At 59.6% G+C, this 15,888-nt stretch carries 13 protein-coding genes; 7 read left to right on the forward strand and 6 right to left on the reverse strand.

From position 1 onward, the window contains the following. Nucleotides 1-67: 67 nt before the first annotated feature. Entirely contained in the window at nt 68-1,075 is a 1,008-nt protein-coding gene (locus ACTJJN_RS22345) for a GlxA family transcriptional regulator (protein WP_012051992.1), read from the reverse strand. A 181-nt stretch (nt 1,076-1,256) separates the two neighbouring features. Here ACTJJN_RS22345 and pssA point away from each other — a divergent pair, with 181 nt between their 5' ends. Further along, nucleotides 1,257-2,585, forward strand: a complete 1,329-nt coding sequence (gene pssA, locus ACTJJN_RS22350; RefSeq protein ID WP_014756256.1) for a CDP-diacylglycerol--serine O-phosphatidyltransferase — start codon at nt 1,257-1,259, stop codon at nt 2,583-2,585. A 233-nt stretch (nt 2,586-2,818) separates the two neighbouring features. Then, the gene (locus tag ACTJJN_RS22355; protein WP_014756257.1) at nt 2,819-3,964 is read left to right on the forward strand and encodes a GGDEF domain-containing protein; all 1,146 of its coding nucleotides are present in this window, start codon (nt 2,819-2,821) and stop codon (nt 3,962-3,964) included. A gap of 121 nt (nt 3,965-4,085) precedes the next feature. Here ACTJJN_RS22355 and ppnN read toward each other — a convergent pair whose 3' ends face one another. Both ppnN and ACTJJN_RS22365 read right to left on the reverse strand, forming a co-directional pair. Then, nucleotides 4,086-5,459 carry a nucleotide 5'-monophosphate nucleosidase PpnN gene (gene ppnN, locus ACTJJN_RS22360; protein WP_003256095.1) on the reverse strand — a complete coding sequence of 458 codons (1,374 nt, stop codon included), beginning with the start codon at nt 5,457-5,459 and terminating at the stop codon, nt 4,086-4,088. A 213-nt stretch (nt 5,460-5,672) separates the two neighbouring features. Next, a complete protein-coding gene (locus tag ACTJJN_RS22365) occupies nt 5,673-6,722 on the reverse strand; it encodes a YeiH family protein (RefSeq protein ID WP_440781619.1) in 1,050 nt (349 codons plus the stop codon). 112 nt (nt 6,723-6,834) lie between these two features. Here ACTJJN_RS22365 and ACTJJN_RS22370 point away from each other — a divergent pair, with 112 nt between their 5' ends. Continuing rightward, on the forward strand, nt 6,835-7,722 hold the full coding sequence (locus ACTJJN_RS22370) for a LysR family transcriptional regulator (RefSeq protein WP_017148269.1): 888 nt from the start codon (nt 6,835-6,837) through the stop codon (nt 7,720-7,722). A 217-nt stretch (nt 7,723-7,939) separates the two neighbouring features. Here ACTJJN_RS22370 and ACTJJN_RS22375 read toward each other — a convergent pair whose 3' ends face one another. Continuing rightward, entirely contained in the window at nt 7,940-8,395 is a 456-nt protein-coding gene (locus ACTJJN_RS22375) for a MaoC family dehydratase (protein ID WP_004577493.1), read from the reverse strand. 231 nt (nt 8,396-8,626) lie between these two features. On the opposite strand from ACTJJN_RS22375, the gene ACTJJN_RS22380 reads away from it, so the two are divergent. From ACTJJN_RS22380 to ACTJJN_RS22395, 4 genes are all read left to right on the forward strand, one after another. Beyond that, nucleotides 8,627-9,652, forward strand: coding sequence for an AraC family transcriptional regulator (locus tag ACTJJN_RS22380; protein ID WP_004577492.1), 1,026 nt, complete (start codon nt 8,627-8,629; stop codon nt 9,650-9,652). 270 nt (nt 9,653-9,922) lie between these two features. Continuing rightward, on the forward strand, nt 9,923-11,275 hold the full coding sequence (locus tag ACTJJN_RS22385; protein WP_014756263.1) for an MFS transporter: 1,353 nt from the start codon (nt 9,923-9,925) through the stop codon (nt 11,273-11,275). Nucleotides 11,276-11,303: 28 nt separating this feature from the next. Further along, complete coding sequence (locus ACTJJN_RS22390; RefSeq protein WP_012051997.1) at nt 11,304-12,032, forward strand: nitroreductase; 729 nt, start codon at nt 11,304-11,306, stop codon at nt 12,030-12,032. Between the two features lie 104 nt (nt 12,033-12,136). Beyond that, nucleotides 12,137-13,456 (forward strand): OprD family porin, encoded by a 1,320-nt coding sequence (locus tag ACTJJN_RS22395; RefSeq protein ID WP_003256081.1) that lies wholly within the window; start codon nt 12,137-12,139, stop codon nt 13,454-13,456. Nucleotides 13,457-13,606: 150 nt separating this feature from the next. Here ACTJJN_RS22395 and ACTJJN_RS22400 read toward each other — a convergent pair whose 3' ends face one another. Further along, on the reverse strand, nt 13,607-15,019 hold the full coding sequence (locus tag ACTJJN_RS22400) for a purine-cytosine permease family protein (RefSeq protein ID WP_014590635.1): 1,413 nt from the start codon (nt 15,017-15,019) through the stop codon (nt 13,607-13,609). A gap of 348 nt (nt 15,020-15,367) precedes the next feature. Further along, nucleotides 15,368-15,820 (reverse strand): Lrp/AsnC family transcriptional regulator, encoded by a 453-nt coding sequence (locus ACTJJN_RS22405; protein WP_064493009.1) that lies wholly within the window; start codon nt 15,818-15,820, stop codon nt 15,368-15,370. Nucleotides 15,821-15,888 lie beyond the last annotated feature (68 nt).

The following is a 15,888-nucleotide window of genomic DNA, read 5'->3' on the forward strand; positions in this document are numbered from 1 at the left end:
CCACCGATGTGCGTGTAGGCGCGGGCTTGCCCGCGAAGAGGCCAGCAATGCCAATACCTGACCCCCGTCAGTGGAGAGAGGCCTGCCGCCGCTCCCCTAAAGGCGACAGCCCGAAGAACCGGCTATAACTCTTGGAAAAATGCGCAGGCGAACTGAAGCCGCAGGCCAGCGCTACCTCACGCACTTGCACGTCGCTGCGCAGCAGTAACTCCCGCGCCCGTGATAGCCGCAGCTCCAGGTAATACTGGCTGGGCGTGCGCTGCAGGTACTTGTGGAACAGCCGCTCCAATTGGCGCACGGTCACGTCGTTGAGGCTGGCCAGTTCCTCCAGCCCCAGCGGCTCCTCGAGATTGGCCTCCATGATCGCCACCACCTGGCTCAGTTTGGGCTGGGCGCTGCCGAGCAGGGTACGCAGCGGCACACGCTGCCGCTCACGCTCACCGCGTACGCGGTCGCACAGCAACAGCTCGGCGGCCTTGGCCGCGATGTCCTGGCCGCCCGTGTCGCGGGCCACCAGTTGCAACATCATGTCCATGGCTGCCACGCCGCCTGAGCAGGTGTAACGGTCGCGGTCCAGTTCGAACAGCTGGCTGGAGATCACGATACCGGGGAAGTGTGCCTGCAACGTCGGCAGGTCTTCCCAGTGGATGGTGCAGCGGTAACCCTTGAGCAATTCGGCCTTGGCCAGCAGGTAGCTACCGGTGCAGATACCGCCCAGTGGCAAGCGCTGGCGGGCCAGTTGGCGCAACCAGTCGATCAATGGGCGGTTGCTACGGCTTCGGTCGATCGGGTTGGCGCCGACCACCAGCAAGGCATCCAGCGCGGGGGCGTTGGTAATGTTGTAGTCGGGCAGTACGCGCATGCCGTTGCTGGCCACCACCGGCGCGTCGTCTGCGGCGATCAGCACACTGCGATACAGTGGCTTGCGCGCGGCCAGGTTGGCCATGCGCAGGGTCTCTACCGCCGACGCAAGGCCGATGGTGGTGAAACTGGGCAAAATCAGGAAGCCAAAGGTCTTTGCCGAACAATTCTTTACACTAGACGGCGATAGGTTTGCAGAAGCGGGGTGGACCATTGCGCTGTTCCTGTGCAAGCTGAGGCCTGGTTGGGCAGGGGCAGTGAGAAAGCAGAGCCTCGCGTGGTTCTTGTTGTTATGGGTCGTTGCCGGGTCGATCATACACCCCGGATGCAGCGGCCAGGAATGGCCCCGCCGGCTGGCTGGGCCGACAGTGATTGCACAGAGAAGGTGAGCGTCAGTGAACCCCGAAACCATGCTGGCGGGCTTGCCAGGCTACGCCATGGCCCCCGAAGCGATCCAGGTGCTGCCCGATGCCAGGGCTTACCGCGCCTGCCTGTTCGAGCGCATCCGTACGGCGACTCGGCGCATCGTTATCGTCGCGCTGTACCTGCAGGAGGATGAGGCTGGCCAGGAAGTCCTGGATGCCTTGTACCAGGCCAAGGCCGAGCGGCCAGGCCTGGAGATCACCATCGTGGTCGACTGGTTCCGCGCCAGGCGCGGGCTGCTGGGGGCCGGGCGTCAGCCGGGCAATGCCGCCTGGTATCAGGCCCAGCGTCAGTTGCGCGGGCTGGACATCGCGATTCATGGCGTGCCAGTGCAGACCCGCGAACTGTTCGGGGTGCTGCACCTCAAAGGCAGCATCATCGACGATTGCGTGATCTACACCGGCGCCAGTCTGAACAACGTCTACCTGCATCGTTTCGACCGCTATCGCCTGGATCGCTACCACCTGTTCCAGTCACCGGCACTGGCTGATGCCATGGTCGGCCTGGTTCAGCGTTTGCTGCACCATACCGCCACACCGCGCCTCGACCTGCCGGCGCCACCTTCTACCCGCAGTTTGCGCGGTGACATTCGGCGTTTGCGCGCACGGCTGCGGCGCATGGCCTACGAGGTACCGGCCAGCGTGACGGGGCAGGGCCTGCAGGTGATCCCGCTGCTGGGTGTGGGCCGTGGCAATCCACTGAACCGGGCGCTGTGCGCCTTGCTGGCAGTGGCGCGCACGCAGATCATCATCAGTACGCCGTATTTCAACCCGCCACAGGTCGTGATGCGCGAACTTGACCATGCGCTGGCACGGGGGGTTGGGGTGGAACTGATTGTCGGTGACCGCACCGCCAACGACTTCTACATCGCCCCTGGCGAGCCGTTCAGTGCCAGTGGTGCATTGCCCTATCTGTATGAGGACAACCTGCGCGCCTTTGCCCGCCGCCGCCACGCCGCGATTGCCAGTGGCCAGCTGCAAGTACGCATCTGGAACGACCCGGGGCATACCTTCCATGCCAAGGGTGTGTGGATCGATCAGCGTTATTCGCTGCTGACCGGCAACAACCTGAACCCGCGCGGGTTCAACCTGGACCTTGAGAACGGCCTGCTGATCGACGACCCGCAGGGGCAATGGCTGGCGCCACGGGAAGCGGAGTTGAGCGAACTGCGGCGCTTTGCGCCGAGAATCGGTTCGGCAGAGGCGCTGGGGGAGAAGGCCGAACATCCCAAGCAAGTGCGCAAGTTTCTGCGTCGGTTGCGCTATAGCCGGTTGGAACCGTTGATCAAGCGGGTGCTCTGACATCGCCTGTACGGGCCCTGTCGCCAGCAAGCCAGCGACAGGGTCAGAGTGGTGCGCACCGCGCATTGATGTCATTATGATATTGCTGCCCACGGCCCTTTGTCAGGGGCTGGATTACAATGTGCAGGCAACACTGCAAGGCCCCTCTGAAACGTGATCACGGTCGCAGACAGTCGGGCCTTTTCCCGTTAACCAGACAGGCCAATGCGTATATGGCATTAGATCCACCCACGATGCTGACTATTACAGTCGCTTTGGCCGCTGCGGCCGCCTTGTATTTGGCGATTGAATGGCGGAGTGTGCGCGAACCCTCGTTGCTTTACTGGAGTGCGGGTTTCGCCACGATTACGGTTGGTAGCACTCTGGCATTGTTGCGCGGGATCGGCTTGCTGTTCATCGGTATCTGGTTCGCCAATGGCTTGCTGGTGGTGGCCCACGTTTTTTTCCTGATCGGCGTGCTGCGCTTCACCCAGGAGCGCTTGTCACGTGCCTGGTTGATGATCGTGCTGGTCTGGTTCGCCTTGCTGCTGCTGCCCGTGGGCCCGCAGTGGTCGAAGGTGATGCTGATGGTCAACTCGTTGTTGGTGGCCTCGCTGACGCTCAAGGCCAGTTTCCTGCTGCGGCCACATGGTAAATCCCTGAGTGTCGGGGCCGTGCAGCTGCGCTATGTGTTGCTGATCCATGGGCTGTTCTATGTGGCCAAGGCGGCCATCGCGATCACGCCAGGCACGCTGATTGACCTGGCGACCTTTGGCGGGCTGATCATTCAGGTTTCGCTGGTGGAAGGCGCGATGGCGATCATGCTGATTGCCTTGTCGATGACCGGCACCGTACGTTACCGGCGTGAAGAGCGGATTGCCCGGCTGGCCGCCCGTGACCCGCTGACTGCGCTGTACAACCGGCGTGCACTGGAGGTACGGGCGGGGCATTTCTTCAAGGACGTGAGCCCGGCGCAACCTGGGGCATTGCTACTGATCGACATCGACAACTTCAAACTGGTCAACGACCTGCACGGGCATATCGCCGGCGACCGTTTGCTGATTGCCTTGAGCGAGATGATTCGTACGGCGCTGCCCGAGCGCTCGCTGGCGGCGCGATTGGGCGGGGATGAATTCGTCATCTTGCTCAGTGGCGCGAGCAGTGAACGGGTTATGGAACTGGGTAGTGGGCTGCGTGAGCAGTTCCAGCAGTACGCCGACAAGACGGTGCCTACGCCCCAGGCGGTGACCTTGAGCATTGGTGCCAACGTGTTCGATCAGCCGCCGGCGAGCCTGGCGGCGTTGATCGAGCAGGGGGATGTGGCGTTGTACCAGTCCAAACGTGGGGGGCGCGACAGCATTCGGTTTTTCGAGCGGACGGTGGTTGAACTCCGGCAGTGAGCGAATCACCTAGGTGGGTGAGCTCTCATATAACCCATGTGGGTGATCCGTACAGACGCTCCCGTCACCCGGCCCCCGCGTTTGACGGGCATCCATGCCCGTCATCAGCAAAACAGCGTGGTCAGGTTGCCACCTGATAGCACGGTACATACGCCGCGCCGCCGGGCAGCTTCATCCGGTGCTGGTCGACGAATGCCTGCAGCAGCCGGCCCAGCGGGTCCAGTACGGCGCTGTCACCGTGGATCTGATACGGCCCGTGTTCCTCGATCAGGCGGATGCCTTTGTCCTTGACGTTGCCTGCGACAATCCCGGAAAACGCCCGGCGCAGGTTGGCCGCCAGTTCATGGGGCGGCAGCTCGCGACGCAAGTCCAGGTCGGCCATGGCCTGGTGGGTCGGGTCGAACGGTCGCTGGAAGCTCTCCTCGATCTTCAGCAGCCAGTTGAAGTGGAAGGCATCGTTGCGCTCGCGGCGGAACTGCTTGACCGCTTTGAGGCCTTCGACCATGTGCCGGGCGACTTCCGCCGGGTCATCAATGATGATTTCGTACAGGCGATGGGCCGCTTCACCCAGCGTGGCGCCGACGAAAGCGTGCAACTGTTGCAGATAAGGCTCGGCGCTGCGCGGGCCGGTGAGCACCACCGGGAACGGCAGGTCGTGGTTGTCCGGGTGCATGAGGATGCCCAGCAGGTACAGGAACTCCTCCGCCGTGCCGGCACCGCCTGGGAAGATGATGATGCCGTGGCCGACACGCACGAAGGCCTCCAGGCGCTTCTCGATGTCTGGCAGGATCACCAGTTCGTTGACGATTGGGTTGGGCGCCTCGGCGGCGATGATGCCGGGCTCGGTGAGGCCCAGGTAGCGGCTGCCGTGCATGCGTTGCTTGGCGTGGGCGATGGTGGCGCCCTTCATCGGGCCTTTCATCACGCCCGGGCCGCAGCCGGTGCAGACATCCAGCTTGCGCAGGCCCAGTTCGTGGCCGACCTTCTTGGTGTACTGGTATTCCTCGGTGCTGATCGAGTGGCCGCCCCAACACACCACCATCTTCGGCTCCACGCCCGGGCGCAAGGTACGCGCGTTGCGCAGCAGGTGGAAAACGTAGTCGGTGATGCCCTGGGAGCTTTCCAGGTCGATGCGCTGGCTGGCCAGCTCGCTTTCGGTGTAGACGATGTCGCGCAAGGCGCTGAACAGCATTTCACGGGTGCTGGCGATCATTTCGCCATCGACGAAGGCGTCGGCCGGGGCGTTCAGCAGCTCCAGGCGCACGCCGCGGTCCTGTTGGTGGATACGCACCTCGAAGTCTTTGTAGGCCTCAAGGATAGTCTTGGCATTGTCGACATGGGCGCCAGTGTTGAGGATTGCCAGGGCGCACTGGCGGAACAGTGTGTAGAGGCTACCGGTACCGACTTCACTCAGTTGCTGCACTTCACGTTGTGACAGCGTCTCCAGGCTGCCTTTGGGGCTGACGGATGCATTGATGACATGGCGTTGAGGCATCTAAGTCTTTCCTGTGCGGGTAAAACATCCTTCTTTGACACCACCATACCGAGAAATGTGGACGGCAACGAGGGGGGCTGTGAAAAACCTTGAGACCGGGCGGCCTGCTTCGCGAGTAAACCCGCTCCTATACAGGTACAGCGCAAGCCTTGATGGCGGTGCGGACCTGTGTCGGAGCGGGTTTACCCGCGAAGCAGCCGACTCGGTCTCCCGTCAGCCCAACAGCTTCTGCACCCCCAGGGTAATCGCCAACCCCCCGCCAACCAGCCACAGGTTGAGGATCGCCCCGGTCGCCAGCGCCCGTGGCCCGGCCTGGCGAATCTGGCTGAAGCGGGTCTCCATGCCCAACGCCGTCATGGCCATGGTCAAGGCAAAGGTGTCCAGGCTGTTCACGGCCTGGGTCACGCTGCCAGGCAGCACTTGCAGCGAATTCACCAGTACCAGTGCCAGGAAGCCAAAAGCGAACCAGGGCATGGCAATGCGCCCGTTGCCCTGCGCCTGGCCAGCCTTGCGCGAACGGCTGATCCACAGGCCCACCACCAGCAGTACTGGCACCAGCAGCATGACCCGGGTCATCTTGACGATGGTGGCGACATGCGTGGCTTCGGGGCTGACATTGCTGGCCGCGCCTACCACCTGCGCCACTTCGTGGACTGTGCCGCCCAGCAACAGCCCGGCGCCCATGGTATCCAGATGCAGCCAGCCGGCATTGATCGCCAGCGGGTAAAGGAACATCGACAAGGTACCGAACAGCACCACGCTTCCGACTGCCATGGCGCTTTTATGGGGGGNCGATTCAAATGCCAGCACGGCGGCAGCGCCGCAGATAGCGCTGCCGGCGGCGGTGAGCAAGGCGGTATCGCGGTCGAGCTTGAACACTTTCATGCCACACCACAGGCCGATCAGCAGGGTACTGGTGACTACCAGCACCGACACGATAAGCCCCGACCAGCCGACTTCGGCAATTTCCTGCAGGCTTACCCGCAGGCCAAAAAATGCCACAGCAATGCGTAACAGGCCGCGAGCGGAAAAATTGATGCCTGCCGCCCAGCTTGCCGGTACGCCGTCACGCAACGCGTTGCCATACAAGGCACCTGCGACGATACCCACGATCAGCGGGCTGATGCCCAGGTTGGCGATAGCGGGCAGGGCCGCCAGTTGAGTGACTGCGACCGCGAACAGCGCGACGAAAAGAATGCCATTGAGCCGCCCTCGGGTGGAGAGGGTAGGGGCAAAGGCAGGGTTGGACGGAACCGTGGCCATGTGAGTCCTCCGGAAAAGGTGTTTCGACAAGGCCTACGTTAATCTGGTTATAAGCTTATAAAAAATCGTAATTTAGGATGGCAAATATCCGTTTAGCTGATATTTTTGAATCATGACCCCAGAACAGCTGATAACATTTGCCACGGTTGCCGAGCACGGCAACATCAGCCATGCCGCTCAAGCCCTGCACCTGTCGCAGCCGGCGGTGTCCGGCCAGCTCAAGCTCTTGCAGGAGGCGTTTGGCGAACCCCTTTACCAACGTGCCGGCCGCGGCGTGCGGCTGACAGCGGCCGGTCAGCAGTTGCTGGCGCATGCCGAGCGCCTGCGCGAAACCTTCCGCCAGGCCCAAGCATTGCGCGAGGCCATGCGCGGGCTGGAGCGCGGCACCTTGCGCATCGGCGCCAGTACCACGCCCGCCAGTTACCTGCTGCCTTACCTGATCGCCGATTTTCACGGGCGTCATCCGGATGTGCTGGTCAGCACCTCGCATGGCAACACGGCGGAGATCGTCGCCGCCCTGGACAGTGTTGATATTGCCCTGATCGAGGGGCCGCCCGGGCAGGAGTTGCCGTTGGGTACGCAAGTGACGCCGTGGCGCGAGGACGAGATCGTGGCGATTGTGCCCCGTGGGCATCCCCTGGCAAGCAGTGACCAGCAGACACTGGCGGCGCTCGGCACCTACCCCTTGGTACTGCGTGAACGCGGCTCGGGTGTGCGGCAGATCGTCGAGCGGGCGTTTGCCCGTGATGGCGTGGCAATGCGAGTGGCGCTGGAGATCGCTGGCGTTGAAGGGGTAAAAGAGGCGGTCCGGGCCGGGATGGGGGTTGGCTTTGTGTCGGCGATGTCCATTCGTCATGAAGATGGGGCGCTGCACCGGCTGCAGGTTGCGCCGCAGGCGCTGGTGCGGCGTTTTTCCATTCTGTTGCCGCATGGGGCTACGCCTTCGCGGGCTGCCTCGCGGTTTCTTGAATTGTGTGTTGCCATGCAAGAGGTGGGTTGACTGTGCTGGCCTCTTCGCGGGCGTGCCCGGTCCCACAGGTTACAGCACAGATGTTGAAGACTGCGCTGTACCTGGACTGCCCGCCAAAATTTGAAAGCCTGCGCGCTGCGCTTGCTCAGCCGCTTCGCGCAATTGCGACCCTCTGACGGCGGTACTTGAGAGAGATGTTTGGGGGCTTCTGAGCAATGAGGATTGGCCAAATGGATCGGCGTCGGGGTCATTTTGCTCGTGCGATTAGCACAGTCAGGTCGTAGGTCAACACCGAACCGGTGCCGGCTACCTGCACAGCAATCGCGAGCGTGACCCAGCCGCAATCGTCTCGACGAGCGTGCTGTGAGACATTCATCACCTTTGCCGTCAGGCTGAGCCTATCTCTCGGCTTCACAGGTCGATGCATGATGAAGTTTTCAATGCGGTGCCCGGCCACGACATGCGTCACCGAAAACAGCGCATCACACAGCATTCGCTGAGCCAGTGCGAAGGTATGCACGCCGCTTGCACAATGTACGCCCAGGGGGCTGGAAAGCGCCTGAACGGGATCAGTGTGCATGTATAGCGGATCGTATTGCTTTGCGAAGGCGATGATTTCGTCTTGCGCCAACGCTTCATCTCGATGGTGTGTCCACGCCTGGCCGACAGAAAACTGCTCCCAGAACATCTCGCTGGCACTCATGGAAAGGGCCTTAAACAGGTGGGGTGACTATCCTGGATGCAGGGGCGAGAATGAAGCAATGCCCGCTTACCTCAGGTGTTGTGACCTCTCTGGGCGGTAATCCAAAACGTGTTGCAATAAAAAACAAGGGGCGTTGACACCTGGCACAGTGATATTGGTACGGTAGATCTTCTACGGGTGTGTCTGCTTTGCAAGGCAGCCTTTGGTATCGAGTTAGCAACGGAGCCCCAGATGGAGTTTTCTGCCCACAAAGGCACTACGTCGATCAGCCTCGTGCGGGACGCACTTCAAGGAGCAGAACTGCGTGGCCTGGATGTTGCTACTGTGCTCAGCCACGCGCATATTGATCCACGCCTGCTGGACCAGCGCTATGCCAGGGTACCTGCTGGTACGTTCTCCAGATTGTGGATTGCGTTAGCGGATTTGCTCGACGATGAGTTTTTTGCGGCAGACAGTCACCCTCTTCGCAGAGGTAGCTTCAAGCTGATGGCGCAGTTGGCCCTCGGCTGCGACACCATTGGACAGGCGCTCAAGCGGATTCTGGCGTTTCTCAGGACTGCCCTTGATGACATCTATGGGTCGGTGGAGTGCGATGGAGAGTATGCTGCAATTGTCATCCATGATCATGGTGAGTCGCGAAGGGCGTTTTGTTATGGTGCCTGGCTGGTCCTCGTGCACGGTCTGCTTTGTTGGCTGTGCGACAGGCGCATCCCTGTTTTGAAGTTATCGATGCGTCCTCCTCAGCCAGAGGACGACAGCGACTATCGAATGCGTTTTTGTGAGGAAATCGAGTGGCGGGCCGAGAGAACCTCCGCTGTTTTCGAGAAGAATGTTCTGGAGTACAAGGTTTGCCAAACGCTCAGCACACTGCCTTTGTTTTTGAAGGGAACGCCAAGTAACTTCCTTGTGAAATACCGTAACGACGACAGCACGAGCATTACGATCCGGCGGCGACTAAAACTGCTCTCTCCACACACATGGCCTGAACTCGATGAACTCGCACGCGACTTGAGCATGTCCAGTTCCACCCTACAGCGAAGGCTCTACGCTGAGGGTTTCACCTACCAACGGCTCAAAGATAATCTAAGGCGGGATATTTCCATCAGTCTGCTCTGCCGGGCAGGTATGACGGTGGATGGCGTTGCGTCAGAGGTTGGCTTCATTGAAACCAGTGCGTTCCACAGGGCATTCAAAAAATGGACGGGTATCACCCCTGGTGCTTACCGACGCTCGTTGCGTAGCCCTCGAGGGGACTAGTCCTCTGCGCTTGGGCCGATCACCCGCTGATTGAAGCCATCTGGTTTTCCAAAACTGCCCGTTCCGGTCAAGCAGAATGATGCCATTGGGCATGGTTGGCGCTTGCCATAAGGCCTACGATTTTTCTCGGGCGCCGTCTAGTTGGTGCCTCTCAACTCTCCCGACTCACACGCGGAACCATGCGTACCTGTGCGTGTGGTCGAGTTGTGCCAGATCGCTATACGTATGTGGACTTCAAAAACACAACAATAAGATTGAAGGAGACACGGTATGAGTGCTTTGAATATTTACACGTTGACCGAAGAGTCGAAGTTTAACCGCTTTCATGGAATTATTCTGTTCTGGTGCGTGTTAATTCTGATTATCGATGGCTACGACTTGGCAGTGGTGGGGGCTGCCTTACCGGCCATCATGGCCGATATGCAAATTGACGCAACCAGCGCCGGGGTAATGGCTGGCTCAGCATTGTTTGGGACAATGCTGGGCGCCATTTTTTTAGGCACATTGGCAGATCGAATTGGCCGGCCGAAAATGATCGCGATCTGTGTGGCGCTGTTCAGCGTTTTCACCGCTGCGGCAGGGTTCACTGACAGCCCGCTGACCTTCAGTATCATGCGCTTTATCGCCGGCTTGGGCATCGGCGGTGTGTTGCCCATCTGTACGGCGCAGATGGGTGAGTTCTCGCCCTTGAAAGTTCGCACCCGGCTGGTGACCATCGTTTTCGCAGGCTATTCGGTGGGCGGAATTCTGGTAGCCCTGACGGGTAAACAACTGATCGAAAGCTACGGTTGGCAATACGTGTTTTACGTGGCCGTCCTGCCAGTGGTTTTGATTCCTTTCATTCTCAAGTCAATGCCCGACTCTATCGGCTTTATGTTGAAGCAGGGTCGACAAGACGAGTTGAAAATCATCGCGCGTCGCCTTCGTCCTGACCTTGTGATCACGGATGACACGCAGCTCGTCGGCAATCCTCAGATTATCTCTGCTCAAGATAAGCCAGTACGAAGCCTTTTCCTGGAAGGCCGTGGATACAGCACGGTCATGATCTGGATGGCATTCATGACTGGGCTGTTCATGGTGTATGCGCTCAATTCGTGGCTCACCAAGTTGATGGCCATGGCGGGTTTCAGCCTCGGTTCAGCCCTGAATTTCGTCATCGTGTTCAACCTCGGTTCGATCTTCGGTGCAATTCTGGGTGGATGGCTTAGCGACAAATTCAGCATCAAACACGTCTTGGTGGTGTTCTATGTCGTGGGCGCGGTTGCACTCACGTTGCTGGGATATACCCGCTCCACCGAACTGCTCTTTGTCGTCGTGTTCATCGTGGGTGCCTCGACCCTTGGCACCCAGCTTCTGGCCTATGCATACGCCGGCGATTTCTATCCCTCCACCATCCGCTCGACTGGCGTCGGTTTTGCCTCGGGCGTCGGTCGCGTCGGGGCGATTGTCGCGCCTGTTTTGATTGGTGCCTTGGTGTCGATGGCGTTGCCGCTGGAGCAGAACTTCATGGCAATTGCGCTCGCCGGCCTGGTAGGGGCTGTTGCAGTGACCATGATCAACCAATCTCGCTCGGACTCGGCTGTAGTGAGGAAGAAGGCCACGGTTGCCCATGAGCTGACCTGACCATAATGCTGAGAGAAAGGTGCCAGGTATGCTTATTGATCGCTTGCGCAAATCACCGGTAGGTTCGGACGAAACTGCCCGTTTGATCGACTGGGCAATCGTCTCACGTCGGAGCATCAGGTCGTTCCTCCCAACCCCAGTTCCGCGGGAGGAAATTGAAGCGGTTCTGAACGTTGCTCGCTATAGCGCAACAGGCGTCAACCTGCAGCCCTGGAACGTGCATGTTGTTACCGGCGATATGAAGGCACGGTTGTCCGCAGCACTGACTGAGGTTGATGACCATCCGGCTGATGACCAACGCTTTTCTGATCCCTACGCGTATTACCCCAGGGAGTGGACATCTCCCTACATCGAACGGCGCAGGGAGGTAGGGTGGGGGCTCTATAGCTTGTTGGGCATCAGTCGAAGCGATAAACAAAGGATGCACGAGCAACACGGCCGGAATTATCGCTTCTTCGGGGCGCCTGTTGGCCTGTTCTTCACAATTGACCGCGTGCTTCAGGAAGGGAGCCTGCTGGACTATGGCATGTTCCTGCAAAGCCTCATGATTGCCGCACGGGGAAGAGGCTTGCACACCTGCCCGCAGGCAGCATTCCTTAAATATCACAGCATCATCACTGAAATGCTGGCAATACCGAAGAGCCAAATGCTCGTCTGTGGGATGAGCTTGGGTTATGCCGATGATGGCAGCATTGAGAACACGTTGGTTACTGGCCGTGAACCCGTGCGTGCATTCACGACCTTTCACTCAGAATAAAAAACCTGGCGTGCGCCCTGTCCAAGTTTAGCGCCGGGCAGGGTGATACTGTTTCGATCATTCCGCAAAAGCGGGCCTTCACCCATTTGTAGGATTGGCATTGCATGGGGCGCTTCGCTGCGCTCCATGTTCAAGCACACAACAAGAACAAGGTGCCTGTGATGTCTATTGCTTTAAAAAAATCGTTGGCTTGTTCAGCAGCATTGCTGGTCGCGCCTTATGCTTCTGCCGCGTTCGTGGAAGACTTCAAAGGCAGTCTCGAACTCCGTAACTTCTACTATAATCGCGATTTTCGCAATGATGGCGCCACTCAGTCCAAGCGCGATGAGTGGGCGCAAGGCTTTATTTTGAACTTGCAATCGGGTTTTACAGAAGGGCCCGTGGGCTTCGGTATTGATGCGATGGGCTTGCTGGGGGTGAAGCTTGATTCCAGCCCGGACAGAACGGGATCAGGGCTGCTGGCCTACGATTCCGACAGGCAGGTTGAGGATGAATACGGTAAGTTCGTGGCCACCGCCAAAGCAAGGATGGGTAAGACGGAGTTGAGGATAGGGGGGGTAAACCCTCTGATGCCTCTGCTCTGGAGTAATAACAGCCGCCTGCTGCCTCAGGTCTTTCGCGGTGGTTCGCTGACCGTCAACGACATCGATAAATTGACGGTAACGGCTATAAGGGTCAACGCCGTGAAGCAGCGTAATTCCACCGATTTCGAATCACTCACAGCCACGGGCTATGCCCCGGTTGAGGCGGATCACTACAACTACCTGGCATTTGACTTCAAGCCCACGAAGGACATGACCTTCAGCTTGCACGCCGCCGAGCTTGAAGACCTCTACACCTCCTACTTCGCCGGCATTAAAGTCATCAAACCGTTGGGGGAAGGCAATGTGATCGCGGATGTTCGCGTGTTCGATGCCAGCGAGACAGGCTCCAAAAAACTGGGTGAGGTGGACAACAGAACGCTGAGTAGCTACTTCGCCTACAGCATCAAGGGACACACCCTCGGTGGCGGTTACCAGAAGGCTTGGGGCGACACCTCGTTTGCGTTCGTGAACGGCACGGATACCTACCTGTTCGGCGAATCGCTGGTCAGTACATTCACTGCCCCTGAGGAGCGGGTGTGGTTCGCAAGGTACGACTTTGATTTCGCTGCGTTGGGTGTACCTGGCTTGCTGTTCACCACCCGGTACATGAAAGGTGATGATGTTGATCCTGATCTGCTGAAGAGCCGCCAAGCCGCTTCACTCCGCCTTAACGGGGAGGAGGGCAAAGAATGGGAGCGGGTCACTGATATCTCTTATGTCATTCAGAGTGGGCCGGCGAAGGGTGTTTCGTTCCAATGGCGAAACTCCACGAACCGCTCGACCTACGCTGACAGCGCTAATGAAAATCGCTTGATCATGCGTTACACCTTCAACTTCTGAATAGCGAAATGGGCCGGCCTTCTGGCGCCGGCCCACTTTTTGCCATTCACTCCCAATCGACGGGTTCGCTGTTTCCCGCCTGAATTGCACCAGGCGTTCGGACGCCTGCACCCCGCCGTTTCATCTTTTGCTGCGAAAGGCCAGTACCGATCAAGCCACTGCTGCCAGCTTGGCGCTGGTCTGCCGACGACGGTAGGCACTGTCTCGGCTCGCCAGCCACCAGTACAGCGGCGAGGTGATCGCCAACCCTACCAGCCACGACAGGTCAGCCCCGTTGATGTGCTCGGAAATCGGCCCGACGTACAGCGGGGTGTTCATGAACGGTATCTGCACCACGATACCCACAGCGTAGGCGATCAGGGCCTGCGGGTTGTAGCGCCCATAGATCCCACCATCGACCTGGAAGATCGACTGGATGTCGTAGTCACCTTTGTGAATGGCGTAGAAGTCGATCAGGTTGATCGCCGTCCACGGCACCAGCACCACCAGCAGTACCAGCACCATGTCAACGAAGTGGCCGATGAAGTCTGCCGAAGCGAACACCGCTACCACGCAGCAGGCCGACAGCACGATCAGCGACAGCACTGCACGGCTTTTGGCGGTGGGGATCCAGCGGTAGGCGAACGTTTGCACCAGGGTGATGATCGACAGCACCGCGCCATACAGGTTGAGGGCGTTATGGCTGATCACACTGAGCAGGAACAGCACCAGCATGATCGGGCCGAGCGTGCCGGTGGCCAGCTTGACCGCGTCCATGGTGTCCATGCCGGCCGGGATCGCCAGCACGGCCACGGCGCCGAAGATGAACGACAGGCTTGAACCCAGGGCCGAGCCCAGGTAGGTGGTCCAGAAGGTCGAGCTGACTTTGACATCTGCCGGGAGGTAGCGCGAGTAGTCCGACACATAGGGCGCAAAGGCGATTTGCCACAACGCCGCCAGCGACACGGTGGCCAGCCAGCCGGCCAGGTTGAAACTGCCACGGGTGAGGAAATCGTCGCTTTGTACATGGGTGAAGATGTAGCCGAAGCCGACCACGATACCGATACCCAGTACCCAGGTGCCAATGCGATTGAGCACGTGGATGAAGCGGTAGCCGATGATGCCGATGATGCCTGAACCCAGCGCCCCGATGACGATGCCCACCGGTACCGGAACGGCGTCCACCACGCCATGCAGTGACTTGCCGGCAAGGACGATGTTGGATGCGAAGAAGCCGATGTACATGACACCGGCGATCACCACCACCAACAGCGCACCGAGGGTGCCGAACTGGGCGCGGCTCTGGATCATCTGCGGAATGCCCATTTGCGGGCCCTGGGCCGAGTGCAGGGCCATCAGCACCCCGCCGACCAGGTGGCCGACAAGGATGGCGACGATGCCCCATACCAGGTTCAGGTGGAACAGTTGCACACCCAGCGCGCCGGTGACGATGGGCAACGGCGCGATGTTGCCGCCGAACCAGAGTGTGAACAGATCCCTTACCTTTCCATGGCGGTCTTGCGGGGGCACGTAGCCGATCGTGTGTTTTTCTATCAGGGGTGCCGAATTGGCTGCACTGGTCATGACTGACTCCAAGGCAAGGTAGGGCATTGGGAACTGCCCGGGGGCGTGCCGGCGGTGGGCGACGCGTTCTTGTTGGAGCGATGATGAGGGGCGCGGGGATAACGAGAAATTAGTAAATATGTGCCCATAAGCGTTAAAAAAACTAAGGCTGACAAAAGCTTAAGCGGGTGACGGTAGCAAGGAGAGTGCCAGCTGGCTGAAGGCCTTGGGGTAGAGGGGCGGCGGGGGTGGCAACCGGATCACGGTGGGCTGGGTTGGTGCGATGTGCGCGTTTTCAGGGCAGATGAAAGGTTGCCTGGGCCGGCCTCTTCGCGGGNCCCGCGAAGGGGCCGGCACACGAAGAAACAGCTACATGGGTAGCAGCCGATCCTGAAGCACTTCCTTCATCACCAAGGTCGAGCTCAAGCGTTTCACATTGGGAATACTGGTCAGGTGCTCGTCATACAGCTTCTGAAACGCCGGCAGGTCCTTGGCTACCACATGCAGCAGGTAATCCGGGTCGCCGAACAGCCGCTGCGCTTCGACAATCTGCGGGATCTGCGCCAGTGCCGTTTCAAAGTCCGCCACCGGCTGGCGGGTTACCTCGCGTAGCGTCACGAATACCAGCGCGGCAAAGTTCAGCCCAAGGGCGCTCGGTGCCAGCCGTGCGTGATAGCCCAGAATGGCTCCGGACTCTTCCAGTGCCTTTAAGCGCCGATGACAGGGTGACAGGCTGAGCCCCACACGGTCGGCCAGCTCGGTTACCGACAGGCGCCCGTCTTTTTGCAGCTCGGCAAGGATCTTTCGATCAGTTCTATCCATTGGGAAGAATCTTCCAATTCATGAATGCCAAGGGGAAATATACGAAAGAATATCCCCGAGCGAAATCC

The sequence above is a fragment of the Pseudomonas sp. 22515 genome (genome assembly GCF_052044625.1).
GTDB lineage: Bacteria > Pseudomonadota > Gammaproteobacteria > Pseudomonadales > Pseudomonadaceae > Aquipseudomonas > Aquipseudomonas alloputida.

Coding starts and splice junctions, on each gene's coding strand:
- ACTJJN_RS22345 (WP_012051992.1), bottom strand. CDS start 1,075: ATGGTCCACCCCGCTTCTGCAAACCTATCGCCGTCTAGTGTAAAGAAT.
- ACTJJN_RS22355 (WP_014756257.1), top strand. CDS start 2,819: ATGCTGACTATTACAGTCGCTTTGGCCGCTGCGGCCGCCTTGTATTTG.
- ppnN (WP_003256095.1), bottom strand. CDS start 5,459: ATGCCTCAACGCCATGTCATCAATGCATCCGTCAGCCCCAAAGGCAGC.
- ACTJJN_RS22370 (WP_017148269.1), top strand. CDS start 6,835: ATGACCCCAGAACAGCTGATAACATTTGCCACGGTTGCCGAGCACGGC.
- ACTJJN_RS22375 (WP_004577493.1), bottom strand. CDS start 8,395: ATGAGTGCCAGCGAGATGTTCTGGGAGCAGTTTTCTGTCGGCCAGGCG.
- ACTJJN_RS22380 (WP_004577492.1), top strand. CDS start 8,627: ATGGAGTTTTCTGCCCACAAAGGCACTACGTCGATCAGCCTCGTGCGG.
- ACTJJN_RS22385 (WP_014756263.1), top strand. CDS start 9,923: ATGAGTGCTTTGAATATTTACACGTTGACCGAAGAGTCGAAGTTTAAC.
- ACTJJN_RS22390 (WP_012051997.1), top strand. CDS start 11,304: ATGCTTATTGATCGCTTGCGCAAATCACCGGTAGGTTCGGACGAAACT.
- ACTJJN_RS22395 (WP_003256081.1), top strand. CDS start 12,137: ATGGGGCGCTTCGCTGCGCTCCATGTTCAAGCACACAACAAGAACAAG.
- ACTJJN_RS22400 (WP_014590635.1), bottom strand. CDS start 15,019: ATGACCAGTGCAGCCAATTCGGCACCCCTGATAGAAAAACACACGATC.
- ACTJJN_RS22405 (WP_064493009.1), bottom strand. CDS start 15,820: ATGGATAGAACTGATCGAAAGATCCTTGCCGAGCTGCAAAAAGACGGG.